This window comes from Bacillota bacterium, assembly GCA_023511455.1.
GTDB lineage: Bacteria > Armatimonadota > HRBIN16 > HRBIN16 > HRBIN16 > HRBIN16.
On record JAIMBJ010000057.1, the window covers coordinates 1 to 13332 of the forward strand.

At 60.2% G+C, this 13332-nt stretch carries 11 protein-coding genes; 7 read left to right on the forward strand and 4 right to left on the reverse strand.

Annotation, left to right across the window (positions count from 1 at the left end; genetic code table 11):
* The first annotated feature begins 668 nt into the window (after window positions 1–668).
* The 6 genes from K6U75_16795 to K6U75_16820 all read left to right on the forward strand — a co-directional run bounded on the left by K6U75_16795 (window position 669) and on the right by K6U75_16820 (window position 6396).
* The gene (locus tag K6U75_16795; GenBank protein MCL6476691.1) at window positions 669–2390 is read left to right on the forward strand and encodes a CTP synthase; all 1722 of its coding nucleotides are present in this window, start codon (window positions 669–671) and stop codon (window positions 2388–2390) included.
* Window positions 2391–2393: 3 nt separating this feature from the next.
* Window positions 2394–3323 carry an AEC family transporter gene (locus tag K6U75_16800; GenBank protein MCL6476692.1) on the forward strand — a complete coding sequence of 310 codons (930 nt, stop codon included), beginning with the start codon at window positions 2394–2396 and terminating at the stop codon, window positions 3321–3323.
* A gap of 80 nt (window positions 3324–3403) precedes the next feature.
* Complete coding sequence (locus K6U75_16805) at window positions 3404–4678, forward strand: MFS transporter (GenBank protein MCL6476693.1); 1275 nt, start codon at window positions 3404–3406, stop codon at window positions 4676–4678.
* Between the two features lie 10 nt (window positions 4679–4688).
* A complete protein-coding gene (locus K6U75_16810) occupies window positions 4689–5462 on the forward strand; it encodes a DUF429 domain-containing protein (GenBank protein ID MCL6476694.1) in 774 nt (257 codons plus the stop codon).
* Complete coding sequence (locus K6U75_16815; GenBank protein MCL6476695.1) at window positions 5459–6082, forward strand: YdcF family protein; 624 nt, start codon at window positions 5459–5461, stop codon at window positions 6080–6082. The genes K6U75_16810 and K6U75_16815 overlap by 4 nt, the downstream gene beginning before the upstream one ends.
* A gap of 5 nt (window positions 6083–6087) precedes the next feature.
* Entirely contained in the window at window positions 6088–6396 is a 309-nt protein-coding gene (locus tag K6U75_16820; GenBank protein ID MCL6476696.1) for a hypothetical protein, read from the forward strand.
* A 1-nt stretch (window position 6397) separates the two neighbouring features.
* Here the strand turns inward: K6U75_16820 and K6U75_16825 are convergent, their stop codons facing one another.
* Genes K6U75_16825 through K6U75_16835 form a run of 3 tightly spaced genes read right to left on the reverse strand, consistent with a single transcriptional unit; the run spans window position 6398 to window position 8655 of the window.
* On the reverse strand, window positions 6398–6859 hold the full coding sequence (locus tag K6U75_16825; GenBank protein ID MCL6476697.1) for a YdeI/OmpD-associated family protein: 462 nt from the start codon (window positions 6857–6859) through the stop codon (window positions 6398–6400).
* Between the two features lie 9 nt (window positions 6860–6868).
* Window positions 6869–7780: a phytanoyl-CoA dioxygenase family protein gene (locus K6U75_16830; GenBank protein ID MCL6476698.1), complete on the reverse strand. Its 912-nt coding sequence runs from the start codon at window positions 7778–7780 to the stop codon at window positions 6869–6871.
* Window positions 7777–8655 (reverse strand): phytanoyl-CoA dioxygenase family protein, encoded by an 879-nt coding sequence (locus K6U75_16835; protein ID MCL6476699.1) that lies wholly within the window; start codon window positions 8653–8655, stop codon window positions 7777–7779. Before K6U75_16835 ends, K6U75_16830 begins: the two co-directional genes overlap by 4 nt.
* Window positions 8656–8915: 260 nt before the next feature.
* Here K6U75_16835 and K6U75_16840 point away from each other — a divergent pair, with 260 nt between their 5' ends.
* On the forward strand, window positions 8916–12740 hold the full coding sequence (locus K6U75_16840; protein ID MCL6476700.1) for a cellulase family glycosylhydrolase: 3825 nt from the start codon (window positions 8916–8918) through the stop codon (window positions 12738–12740).
* Between the two features lie 189 nt (window positions 12741–12929).
* Here K6U75_16840 and K6U75_16845 read toward each other — a convergent pair.
* The coding region (locus K6U75_16845; protein ID MCL6476701.1) for a hypothetical protein at window positions 12930–13332 on the reverse strand (403 nt) is incomplete at its 5' end.

Sequence of the window (13332 nt, forward strand, 5' to 3'; positions counted from 1 at the left end):
GAGGCGTTCTTGCTACCCCTTGTCTTACCTCACCCCCGTCCCCTCTCCTACGAGGAGAGGGGCGTTCCCCCTTCCCTGCGAGGGAAGGAGGCAAGGGGGTTAGGTAATCTATCCATTCAACTACCAATTTCGAACACCCTCAGCTTTTTCTGCGATTAGGAGTTACGCAGCTGCGATGAACACCTGGCGGGTCATGCTTTTTCAGCGACTGCAGAGACAATTTTATGTCATGCTGAGCGCAAGCGAAGCATCTCAGCCTGTTGAAAGAGATTCTTCGCTTCGCTCAGAATGACAGAATGTGTCGCTTTACATCACAAGCTCCCGAATACCCGTTCAACTGCGTAACTCCTATCGATTCTGCCGCCGGATGCCCTGGTTGAGCAAGAGCGTGGGAGGTTGCCGGTCTCACCGCCCTTTGGGTGTTCGATAGACGCCTGCTTGGAAGACGAAGCTCCTGCCGAGCCGAAAGACACCTGCCTGCCCACGGGGGTTCGGTACGAGACGGTTCGCCCTGCTCCGAAAGCGCAGGCCGGAGCCTGCGGCTACATTCTGTGTATTTTCGAACACCGCCTACGACCCTTGCCAAAAGCCCTGTTTCATGATATAAATACACAGGGCACCTTTGGTTCGCTCCGCGCAAGTGTGGAAGTCTACTTTGGGGGAACACCATGACCAAGTACATCTTCGTGACCGGCGGCGTGGTCTCTTCCATCGGCAAGGGCATCACCGTCGCCAGCCTCGGTCGGTTGCTCCGCAGTCGCGGCTTCAAAGTGGCGCCTCTCAAGTTTGACCCCTATATTAACGTGGATGCGGGCACGATGAACCCATACCAGCATGGAGAGGTTTTTGTCACCGACGACGGGGCGGAGACCGACCTGGACCTGGGGCATTATGAGCGTTTCATCGACGTAGACCTCACGCGCCATTCCAACGTCACCACCGGCAATATTTACAATGCAGTGATATCGAAAGAGCGCAGAGGCGATTATTTAGGCGCAACCGTACAGGTCATCCCCCATATCACCAATGAGATTCAGGACCGTATCGTGCTGGTGGGCAAAGAGCATAACGCCGATGTGGTCATTGCCGAAATCGGCGGCACGGTAGGCGATATCGAAGGGCTCCCCTTCCTCGAAGCCATCCGGCAGTTCAAGAAGCGGGCGGGCGCGGAGAACGTGATGTATATCCACGTCACGCTCATCCCGTTCGTGGGACCATGGGGTGAGGTGAAGACCAAACCCACACAGCACAGTGTCATCAAGCTGCGCGAAATCGGCATCCAGCCGGATATACTGGTGTGCCGTACCAAAGTGCCCATCTCCGACGAGATGAAGGAGAAAATCTCCCTCTTCTGCGATGTGGAAAAGGAAGCGGTCATCGAGGCGATGGACACCGAAAACATCTACGAGGTACCGCTTCGCCTTGAAGAGCTGGGTCTAGCGAACCTGGTGGTACGCCGACTCGGCTTGCCCGAACACTCGCCCGACCTCGAAGACTGGCGCAAGATGGTAGAGGTGATGCAGCGACCACGCTACAACCTGTACGTGGCGGTGGTGGGCAAGTATACCGGCAACGGAGACGCCTACATCTCCATCGCCGAAGCATTGAAGCATGCGGGTATCGCCAATAACGCTCGAGTCAACATCCGCTGGATCGATTCAGAAGGGCTGGAGAAGGCTCCTGATGTGGTACAGCATTTGAAGGGCTTCGACGGCATTATCGTGGCGGGCGGCTTCGGTGTGCGCGGGCTGGAAGGCAAAATCGCCGCCATTCGCTATGCCCGGGAGAACCGCATCCCGTTCCTTGGCCTGTGTTTGGGTTTGCAGATGGCGGTGGTGGAATTCGCCCGAAACGCCTGCGGTTTGTATGGCGCGCACTCCGAAGAGGCGGACCCCGACACGCCACATCCTGTGATTCACCTGTTACCGGAACAGAAAGAGGTGGCAGACAAAGGGGCAACGATGCGCCTGGGTGCATACCCGTGCCGTATCATGCAGCGCACTCGTGCGGCGAAGCTCTATCGCGACGCGGTGGTGTACGAGCGCCATCGCCACCGCTACGAGGTGAACAACGAGTACCGTGAGCGTCTGGCGGAATATGGCATGGTGTTTTCCGGGGTCTCACCCGACTACCGGCTGGTGGAGATTATCGAGCTGGAGGGGCATCCTTTCTTCATGGCGACGCAGTTTCATCCCGAGTTTCGTTCGCGCCCCAATCGTCCGCACCCGCTGTTCGTCGGGTTCATTAAAGCCGCCCTGGACAAAAGCGGACACCGACGCTGGGAAGGCGATGAAAGCGCAGCCGCTGCCATGCAGGTGCAGGTACAACCGGAACCCTGTGACGACGGACGTCCGCTCAAAGAGAACCTGCTGGAGCTGGAGGAAGCGTAGCTTTTGAACGTTTTCTGGGTGGTGATGTCGCTGTTTCTGGTGCTGTTCACCGGCTATCTGCTGAAGCGGCGCGGCATTCTGCAGGACACCGATACAAGTGTCATCAACCGTCTGATCATGGATTTTACTCTGCCCGCGTTCGTGTTCCACGCCCTTTACCAGCAAAGGGTCACGGCGGACATGGTGCACGCCGCGTGGCTTTTCGGCATGCTTCAGGTGCTGGTGATGGGGCTTTTGTGGTTGCCCGCACGTCTGCTCCGCTTTCCGCGCCCCGTCATCGGAACGTTTCTGCTCACTGCTGTGTACGGCAATACAGGATTTCTGGGTTATCCGGTGGTACAGGCGATTTTCGGCAAGACGGAAGGGGCAATGGCGGCGGCAGTGGTGTACGACCAGCTCAGTATGGCTCTGCCCGTCTATACTGTTGGCATCGCGGTCGCCATGCACTACGGTAGCAAGCACGACACCAGCTGGCGCGAAATGCTCCGTTTTTTCACCACCCCCACATTTGTCGTGCTGGTTGGCACACTGGTTGTCAACGCCCTTCGGGTGCCCGTGCCTTTGTTCATTTCTCATGCGGCGCAGCTGGTGGCAGGTGCGACAGTGCCGCTGGTGCTGTTATCGCTGGGGCTGATGCTGGAACCGGCGCACCTCCGGGCGAACCGCTACTACCTGCCGATGGTGCTTATTCTGCTGACAAAGATGGCGCTGTTCCCTTGGCTGATGTGGCTGGCAACGGGTTGGGTGGGGGTGCAGGGCATCGCCCGGCTGGTCGCGGTGACAGAATCCGCCATGCCCAGCGCCATGGTGAACGCAGTGATCACCGAGCGATACGGCTGTGACCACCAGCTGGCAACGCTGGTGATAGTGATAGGCACTCTGTTAACGATTGTGGTGCTGCCGGTGGTGGTGACTTTACTGGGAATGGGTTAGTGAGAGGTCGCACGGTTAGAACCGCCAGTGGTTCTGCGCATTAAAGGAAAACGTCCTTCTACGTCGAACCGCATAAGGCAATGAAACCCACCCTGCGCGACTACTTCGGAATCAGCCTGTTCTGGTTCGCGCTCTCTTTTTTCTGGGGCGCGGTGCTTATCCTGGTGCTCCCTGACCGCGTGGAGCAGCTGGTCGGCTCTCAGGAGAAAGACCGTGTGCTGGCGATAGTCACCAGCGTCGGCGCGTTTGTGGCTTCCGCCACGCAGATTTTGTTCGGCGCCATCAGCGACCGCAGCCGCCATCCGATGGGCAGGCGCAGACCCTACCTGATTGTCGGCACGCTGCTGACCACCGCCGGACTGTTCCTCTTTCCCGCCGCGCGCACCGTGTGGACTCTGCTCGGCGTGTATATTGTCATTCAGTTCTTCCTCAACGTCGCCAACGGACCCTATCAGGCGTTGATACCCGACCGCATCCCGTGGCAGTACCACGGCACGGCGTCGGCGTGGATGGGCGTGTGTACGCTCTTGGGGCGCATCGGGGGACCCTTTGCCGCCAGCCTGTTGCTCGGCTCGGAGCAAGGACTGTTCTGGCTGATGGTACTGTTCGCGGTCTTCCTGAACGCTTTCATGCTGCTCAATGTCTGGCTGATTCGCGAAGAGCCGTATACGGGACACTCGCCCACGCTGTGGGAGTCAATTGCTTCCAGCTACCGTGTCCCGCTGAAGCCCTATCCCAGCTTCGTCTGGTTACTGATTAGCCGCCTCGCCATCATGATGGGCATCTACACGGTGAACTTCTGCCTGCTGTACTATCTGCGGGACACGCTCGGCTACCGCAGGGAGGCGTTCAGTCTGATTACCAACTTCATGATACTCTCCACCATCACCGGCATTTTGGGCACTCTTCCCGCAGGCAAGCTGGCGGATCGCTACAGCAAGCGGCTCATTCTCGCTCTTTCCTGCCTGATCTGCCTGCTGGCGGGGATGGGCTTTCTGTTCGCGAAAGATTTGACGGTCGTCTACATCGCCGTCGGCATCTTCGGGGCGGGATTTGGTGTGTTTCAGGCGGTGGACTGGGCACTGGCGTGCAACCTGCTTCCGCAGGAGGCTCCCGCCAAGTATATGGGCGTGTGGGGTATTGCCGACACGTTGCCGCAGGTGGTCGCGCCGCTCATCGCCGGACCGATTGCCTATGTGGTGAACACGCAGGTCGAGATGGGGGTGGGCTATCGGGTGTTAATGGTGCTGGCGATGGTGTACTGGGCATTGGGCACAGTGGCTATTCGGTTCATTCGGGAACGCAGTCAGTTGGAGGGAACTATTATCGCACACGCAGATTCCGAACTCGAATAGAATCCTCAAGATGGACAGAGCACCGGCACTGTGGGTAGGTATTGACCTTGCGTGGGGGACGCGCAACCCGTCGGGGCTCGCGATGCTCGAATGGCGGGAAGATGGGCTGGGTGAAGTCGAGCCCACGCAGCTGGCTTACACCGACGAGGAAATCTGCCGCGCTATCGCGGAACAGGATGCGGGTAACACGCTGGTTATCGCGGTTGACGCCCCGCTGGTGGTTCCCAATCTGACGGGAGAGCGTCTGGTGGAAGGCGAGATGCGCCGTCGCTTCGCCCGCTATCATGCCGCCTGCCACCCCGCGAACCGCCGCTTGCTGGGCGAACCACCGCGTGGGGAACACCTGTGTGCGATGCTGGCGGAGCGGCTCAACGTGCAGGTGGCTCCAGCACCACCCATTCGGCAGGCGTGTCGGGTGGCATTCGAGGTTTATCCGCACGCCGCGATGGTGAGACTGTTCCACCTGCCACGCATTCTGGAATACAAGGCGAGATCGGGCAGGGATCTGGCATATCGTCGCGAGCAGATGCAGCGCTACGTCCGTCTGCTGAAGCAGTTGCCTGCGCCGAAGCTATACCTGCCCGACTGGCTGTCGGAAGTTCCAGAAACTGCTGCCGGGCTCAAGCGATTCGAGGACAGGGTGGATGCTCTGTTCTGTGCGTGGCTGGCGGCACGGGCGTGGTGGTACGGAGGGCAGGTGCTGGGCGAAGCGTGTACCGGCACGATATGGCTGCCGACGCAGGATTGCGAACTCCCCGCAGAGAACATCGAGGCACAACCATGAACCGCACCCCTCTCTGTGCAAAGCTGTTACAGGCTCTGGGTGTGCTGGGCATCGTAGGAGTGTTGCTCAGCGCGTATACCCCTTTGCCTAATGCGCTGGCACGGGCACTGGCTGTGTCCTCCAGGATACAGCCTGCCGATGCGATTGTGGTGCTGGGGGCCAGCGTCTTTCGCGATGGCACGCTGAGCGATTCTTCCCTGCGCCGGACGGTGCAAGGGCTGGTGTTGTATCATCAGGGTCTGGCGCCGCTGCTGGTGCTTTCCGGCACGACGTATGAAGGGTCGCCGGTGGAGGCGGAAGTGCGAGCGGCTCTTGCCCGTCAGCTGCAGGTGCCTGAGAAGGCTATCCTGCTGGAGCCTCACGCGCAGACCACCGCGGAAGAAGCAGCCAACATCGCCGCGAAGCTGCACCAGCGGGGTGTCCGAAGCATCTTGCTGGTCAGCAGTTCTCTGCATCTGGCGCGGGCAGTGCCCCGATTCGAGAAAATGGGCTTTCGCGTGTTCCCTGCGGTAGCGGACAACCTGCCGGTGGACACCGATGGCCCCGATGGCCGCCTCGCGCTGATGACCTACACGCTTCGCGAGGCGGCGGGGAGATGGCTGTACCGGCTGGGAGATTGAGTGAGATGGACAAGCTGTACGTGCCCCTGCTCATCCTAATGACTTCCGCCTTTGGCTACCTTTACGTGAAGCGCAGGTGGGGTGTCGGTGGAGCGAATCTCCGGCAAGCCTTCTGCACGGCACTGGAACTCATCGGCTGCTGGATGCTGGTGTACGGGGCGAATCTGCTGTTCGGGCTGGTATTGATACTGCTCATCCGTCGCCTCACCGGTTTCTTCATCTCCCTTTATGTGCTCAACGGAATCATGCTGGTATTGCTTACCGTGCTGCAGGCACTGGTGTTTTACCACCTGTGGCGAGGTGGTAAGGGATAGGCTATCTCTGGCTTCGCCCTTCCGCCAGCAACTGCACCGCCTCCATAATCCGTTTGGCGCGGGTTTCGGGACGCTTCGCGCTCTCGACCCACCGCAGATAACCTTTTCGGTAAAAGGGCGCGATTTGTTCGAAGAACGCCGCTGCCCGCGGCTCCGCCCGAAGCGCGCTGGCAAAATCCTGCGGCAGGTCATCTATTATCGGACTTTCCAGATGCAGACAGCACTCTACTGTCATATTCGCATCCATGCCGTTATCGCGAAGCCACGTTGGGCCGATGGGCAGGATGTGTTGTGCCCCATGAATCTCGGTGCGTCCTCGAAACGTGCGCCCCTGAATCGTTCCCGCTACGTAATGGTGTTCCTGATCTCCCCAGATGGTCTCCGCTTCCGTCGGTAGCGCAAGATAGGTCCTGTCCCGTCCCGGGACAATTGTAGTGGTGAAGCTTATCTCTTTCCGTCGCACCACGACATCCTACTTTCTCCAGTACTGTTCGTGCGGATAGCGATAGGTCGGCAGCTCCGTGCCCGGTTGCCAGTCCACCCTGAACGGTTCCGGCGGGTTGTACGTGAAGGGAATCTCATCCTCCGGGATGTAGTCCGCCTGCTTTCGTCGCTCAATGCAGCTGAGCAACACGCGCTGTTTCAGGGGAATGTATTCGGGCACATGCGGTCCCAGCTGGTGCTCCACGTGCGCGGTGCGAAACTCGTAGTAGACCACACGGCGTATCTTGTCCGACAGGTTGTATGGCGAGCCGTGCAGCACCAGAATGTTATGGAATAGCACGTCACCCGGCTGCATGAGTGCGGGCACTGCCCCCGATGCCTTGAAGTGTTCCTTTGTGGTGTCCTGCTCGCGATGCGCCGCGAGCCATTCCTGCACCTGCTCCCGGCTCCACAGGTGGCTGCCCGGCAGAACCCATACACATGTGTCTTCGTCTGCCTCATCCAGATAGAAGTCCACGTTGAAGATAGGCGTATCTCCCACATAATCCGTACCGGCATCGCGGTGCCATGGGACGATAATCCCCTCACCGGGCATCTTCAGCACCATCGAGTCCCATGTGGGGATGAAGTCGGGGCCCATCAGTTTCTCCACCGAGCGCAGGATGAAGGGATGTCCTAACAACACCTTCATCTCATCTTGCTTGTCGATGACGTACTCGATGCGTCGCAGTACGGGCTTTCCCGACTGGGGTCCCTGTCCGTACATGTAGTCCGGGTCGTCGCGTACTTCCGCCGAGCCGTAAGCCGTCAGCTCGTCCATCGCTGCCTGCACACGGCGCAGCTCCTCACCCTGCAGGACGCCACGAAGAATCAGGTAACCGTTCTGCAGGAAGAAATCGCGTTCCTCGTCGCTGATCACGGTGCGTGGAGATGTACTCATCGGTACTCCTCCTCTGGTTGCATGATGGTTAAATCGCGCGGCACGATGCGCAAGGGGTACTTTTGCCAGTAGTACTGGATGTCCTGCCGTTTCCAACCCTGATATATCTGGTCCCAGCTGAGCCTTTCGTAATGCGGACGCAGCCCATCTTCCACGATTGGTTGCGAAACGCCCTGATAGCGGTAGTCTACGGAGATACGCAACCTGCGTTCACTGACGTTCACTAAAGCACGGTGCACGGTGTAGCTGTGGAAGATAAGTGCATCGCCTGCCTGCATGTCCTGCGCGTGCCAGGTGTCGCCCCAGCGGCTGGTATTCACGCTCAACCCGCCCGGGCCGCTGGCGCGGTGTACGGGAAGCAAACCCAAGGTGTGCGAACCCGGCAGCACTGCCAGACCACCCAGCTCGATGGGGCAGTCGCAAAGCGGTATCCACACGGTGTAGGTATCCGGTGTGCCCTGAATGAGCGGATAGTCCTGATGGGGCGGGGTGGTGTAATGCGCCGTCGCGGGAAATGTAATCCGGGCGATGTTGCGCGGATGTACCAGCACCGGTTCCTGCACAATGGCTTCGATCACTCGCAGGATGTTTGGATGGTGCGCCAAAGCGTGAAAACTTTCCAGACACTGCAGGCGGTCGTAGACCTCCCACCAGCCTTCATGACCTTCCAGACGCGGCTCGCCAATGGCGAAGCCCTCTTCATCTGCCCAGCCCTCCTCGCGACAAATCTGCAGGATGTCTTCGCACACGGCGCGGGCGTCTTCAGGAGGAACCAGACCAGAAATAAACAGGTAGCCATCCCTTTGCATGCGCTCGCGCAGGGCATCTGGCTGGTTTATCACATCACGAGATTGGGTAAACGGTTGAAACTCCATCCAGCACCCCCGGATGAATAGCTTTGATAAAGTATAGCCTGCCCTTGCTGGTAAATGCAAGGGCAATGAGGGTGTTCCAAAATATACCACGTGTAGCCGCAGGCTGAGCATCTTCGTTAAATCCGTCGGATGCCTCCCGGAAGGCGAGGCTCCCGCCGGGCCGTTGGGCATGTTCTCGGCTCACCCGGAAAATCTCCCTCAGCAGGAACTCCCCACAAGACTGAGAAACAGAATCCATCACCTTTGGGAGTCGAAAAGGGATGCGTACGTGGTGGTTACTGTTGTTCGTTTGCACGACAGCGTGTGCTGTACCGCTGCATGATTTCGAGACGGAAGTCGCTTTTCAGCCCCATGCGGACGGCGGGAGGCTGGTGTACGCAGAGCACGATAGTGTCTGCGTGAAACAGGGTGCGGGGGCACTGCGGCTCGTGTACAAGGATGCTCTGCCGCACTGGGGCAACGTGGTCGGCTCCTGTTTCGTCCCAACGAATGCGACCGCACTGCGTTTCTGGCTTTACGTTCATCACGCACGCCCGCAGGCGAAGATGCACATCTGGCTAATGGAGCCCGATGGGGACATGTGGGTACAGCACGTCGCAATAGGGGGTAAGTCGGTGGGCTACCTGCAAAAGGGCTGGCACGAGGCGGTTTTACCCGTGTCTGGTTTCCAGTTCGACGGGCGAGGCAAACGCACCCGCGAGATAGTTTCGGCGAATCGTATGCTCATCGGCTGTAACTTCGGCGATATGGAGGTCACGGTGGACGCCATGGGGTGGGAAGTGCGCGAGATGCCCCGCTCTGCTCCTCTGCCGCCTGCGCAGGCGCTGCAGGTGGAACGCGGAGAGCGAGGCAACATCGCCGTTCTCGAAATCACCCAGCCCCTGCCAGGCGGATTCCGCACGGCGCACCCGCCGCAACAACTGGCACAGGTGCTGCGCCGGGCAGGTTTCGGCGTGACGATGTTACAGGCGGGAGACCTCGCCGACGGGCAAACCCTCACGCGCGACCACTTCGACGCGGTGATACTGCCGTACGGAGCCTTCTTCCCGCTCGATGCTCGGGATGCTTTTCTGGCATATCTGCGGGCAGGCGGAAGCTTTCTCGCCACCGACGGTTACGCCGTTGACCGCCCCATCATCTGGGACGGCGAGCAATGGCGCGATGTAGAGCAGACGGTTACAGCAGAAGAACACAACCGCGGCGCCACCGAAAACCGCGTTCGCATCAACACCCGCTATGGCGCGCCCGGCGATGCGATGACCTTCTCCTCAGAGCAAATTGGCGTGTTCGACCCCACCTTCTTACTGCAGGATGCGACGCAGGCAAGAGCAGTGGGAACGTTCGCACCCTCGGGGGTGCGTTTGCGCTTTGAAAAGCCCCTGCAAGGCTTCTCCGCCAGCGGGTTGATAGGCGATAACAATCCGGTTTTCCCGCCCGTATACCGCCGGTGGATTCCGGTGCTGGAGGCTACCGATTCGAAGGGTCACCTGCGCGGAACCGCGCTGAGCATGATGCACAACTTCACCGGTGTTTACAAAGGCTCCAGCTGGGCGTTCAGCGGAGTGACCTCCGGCGAACCGTTGTTGCTAGGGGACGCCACCAGAGAACGCCTGCTCACCCGGGTGATGGAACGGCTGGTACAGAAGGTGTATCTGCACAGCCTGCATTCAGACCTTCCGTTGTATGAGCGCGGAGAGACAGCGACGGTGAGCCTGCAGGCAGTGAACTTCAGCAGACAACCTGCCCGCGTGCGGGTGGAGCTGAAAGTCTCCGGGCGAACTGTCCGGCGCGAAGAGGTCACCCTGCAGCCGGGAGCGGAGCAAACGGTTCAGCAAACGATAGATACCGGTCGGCTGCGCGGCGACTACCACCCGGTACAGGCGCAGCTGTGGCTCGACGGGCAGCTCGTCGACACCGTGGAAGCCGCCTTCTGCATCAGAGACGACAAGGTGCTCGCACGCGGACCCAAGGTGGGGTGGAAGGATAACTACCTGACCATCGACGGCAAACCCGCTATTCTGGTGGGTACGAATCAGACGGGCATGATGTTCTTCTCCGCCAACGAGAACCCTGCCGTATGGGACAGGGACTTTCGCCTGATGGCGCAAAACAACATCCGCATCCTGCGCATCCTGCACTTCTCGCCCTTCGCGAAGGAAGGCTATCTTGGAAATCCCCATCACACCTCGCTGGACCTGCGGTCTACCCCACCCCAGCGATTGCAGCGGCAGATGGATGCCATCGTGCAGCTGGCGCAGAAGCACGGCATCATCATCTTTCTCACCCTGCACGACTGGCTGGGGGTGACTCTCACCGACGAGGAACTGCAGGCGCAGAAGCAGTGGAACCGCTTCTGGGCGGAGCGCTACCGGGACGTGCCCGGTATCATTTACGACATCCAGAACGAGCCAGTGGTGGAGGTGCAGGACACGCCTCTCGTTCGGCAGCTCTGGAACCAGTGGCTGAAGGAGCGTTATGGCTCCGATGAAGCCCTGCGTGAGGCGTGGCGCGTGCAGCCACCGGAGGCTCCTCTGCCCAATGTGCCTCTGGGCAACCGCACCGACCGCTGGGACGACGTGCGCACCGCCGACCTGAAGAGGTTCGAAACCGAACTGCTCAACCGGTGGGTCAAAGCGAACGTGGAGGGCGTGAAGACGGGCGACCCCGACGCGCTGGTGTGTGTGGGCTACCTGCCCAGTATGCCCCCTGCCGATAAGATTCTCGGCACACGCTATACCGACTTTTCCAACATGCACTTCTACGGTTCGCTGCAGGAGTTTCCTCTGGAGTTTAAGCTGATCGACCGCCGTGCCTTTGGCAAAGGGTTCAGCCTGGGCGAGTTCGGCGCGCAAGAAGCACACGACGCCCGCATCCACGGTGCAACAGGACTGCCCGTGCAGGTCAGTGTGACCCGATTCCAGCAGGTACTGCACTACGCAACAGGTTTAGGAGCCGCTTTCCTCTGTAACTGGGACTGGAAGGATTTTGACGAGATGGTCTTTCCCTGGGGGCTGATACATCACAGCACACCGGTCGCCAAGCCGTGGTTGCATACGCTGGCTCAGGGCGCGGAGATGTTGAAGCGCGTGCAGCCAGTGTACCAGCCTCCGCAGGTCTACCTCCTCGTTCCCGACAGCCACCGCATCGGCGCGCAGTTCGGACGCATCCACGGCGCGCTGCATCAGGCGGTGAAGCTGTTGCTGGACACGGCAGGCGATTTCGGCGTGCTGAACGAGGAAGATTTGAAAGAGGTTCCGCCCTCCGCGAAGGCGTTATTCTGGGTGCTGCCCTACTGCCCGACCGATGAAACCTTCCAGACGGTGCTGCGCTGGGTAGAAAACGGAGGAGTGCTGTATCTCTCGGGCAATATCGGGTTTGACCGCACTCGCCAGCCCACCCGCGCAGAGAGGCTCAAACTGCTCCACCTGCCCGACGTGCCCGCCCTTTCACCCTTTGAAACGGCAGGGCAAACGACAACCGCGCAACCCATCGTTTCGACGGTTGGACGCGGGAAGGTGGTGTACGTGCCTTTTCCGATCGAGCTCTCTCCGGACGCCCGCTCCGCGCAACTCTACCGCCAGGTGCTGCAGCTGGCGGCGGTGCCAGCCGTCGAGGTGTCCGCGCAGCGAGGCAGGGTGCGTGTCTTCTCCCTTCCCACACGGGACGGGGGCAGGCTGTACACGCTGGTCCGCCCCGACGAAGGGGCAGAAAAGTGTCGGGTGAGCATCCCTGCTCACCGCATCACCCTCTCTTTACAGCCTTTGGGATGTGCTTTTGTGCTGGTCAATGCCAGGGGCGAAGTAGTCGCCGCCGAAAGCGAGGGCGAGATGATTCTGAATGGAAAGACCATCGCCTCCGCGTCAGGACACTACGGGCTGGTGTCGCAGGATGGACAGGCACTCACACGCTCCAGACGGATACTGGTACTGCCTCATCAACAGCGCGAGGTGCAGGTGTACCTGTTGCCACAGGGGCAGGTCTCGGTGGGCACGCTGGGCGGGGTATCTTCCGCTCAGTCCGCAAAGCGCACCTCTGCAGCCGTTTCCTTTGCTATCGGCGAGGTGGCGCTGCTGACTGCTCCATAGGCCGTATTACCGCGTGAAGGGCGAGGCTCCCGCCGAGCCGTAAACTCTTCTCCCCGCCCGCGGAGAGGTCGGGAGGGGAACGGCTCACCCGGCGGTTCGCCCTCCACACGATGCGTGACCCCACCTTTGCGCTTGCTCCCCTCTCCCACAGCGTGGGAGAGGGGAATGGAGTGAGGGCGATTACCTGACTTACGCCGCCAAGCGCAACTGGGGTCGGCTCTCGGTCTCCTCGTAGCGGAAACGACTCACCAGCGACTGCAACTGCTGTGCCATACTCGCCAGCTCCTGCGCCGCCGCAGCCACCTCTTCCGAAGAGGCGTTCAACTCCTCGGCGCTCGCCGCCGCCTCCTCGCTGATGCTCGCTACCGAAGAAATCGCCGAAGAGACCTGCTCCGCGCCAGATGCCATCTCCAGCGCAGCCCGCGCGTTCTCTTCGGCACTCTGCAGCACCGTGCTCACCGTCGCCAACACCTGCTGCACACTCGCCGACATCTCCTCTGCCACCGCCGTCACCGACTGCACTTCACCAGCCACCTGCTGCGCCGCCCCGATAATCTGCGTCAACGCAGAACCCACCTGCTCACTGCGCGCA

What these genes read in the sequence shown, in the direction of transcription:
- K6U75_16835 (MCL6476699.1), bottom strand. Translation starts at nt 8,655, where the DNA reads ATGGAGTTTCAACCGTTTACCCAATCTCGTGATGTGATAAACCAGCCA.
- K6U75_16820 (MCL6476696.1), top strand. Translation starts at nt 6,088, where the DNA reads ATGGACAAGCTGTACGTGCCCCTGCTCATCCTAATGACTTCCGCCTTT.
- K6U75_16830 (MCL6476698.1), bottom strand. Translation starts at nt 7,780, where the DNA reads ATGAGTACATCTCCACGCACCGTGATCAGCGACGAGGAACGCGATTTC.
- K6U75_16840 (MCL6476700.1), top strand. Translation starts at nt 8,916, where the DNA reads ATGCGTACGTGGTGGTTACTGTTGTTCGTTTGCACGACAGCGTGTGCT.
- K6U75_16810 (MCL6476694.1), top strand. Translation starts at nt 4,689, where the DNA reads ATGGACAGAGCACCGGCACTGTGGGTAGGTATTGACCTTGCGTGGGGG.
- K6U75_16815 (MCL6476695.1), top strand. Translation starts at nt 5,459, where the DNA reads ATGAACCGCACCCCTCTCTGTGCAAAGCTGTTACAGGCTCTGGGTGTG.
- K6U75_16805 (MCL6476693.1), top strand. Translation starts at nt 3,404, where the DNA reads ATGAAACCCACCCTGCGCGACTACTTCGGAATCAGCCTGTTCTGGTTC.
- K6U75_16795 (MCL6476691.1), top strand. Translation starts at nt 669, where the DNA reads ATGACCAAGTACATCTTCGTGACCGGCGGCGTGGTCTCTTCCATCGGC.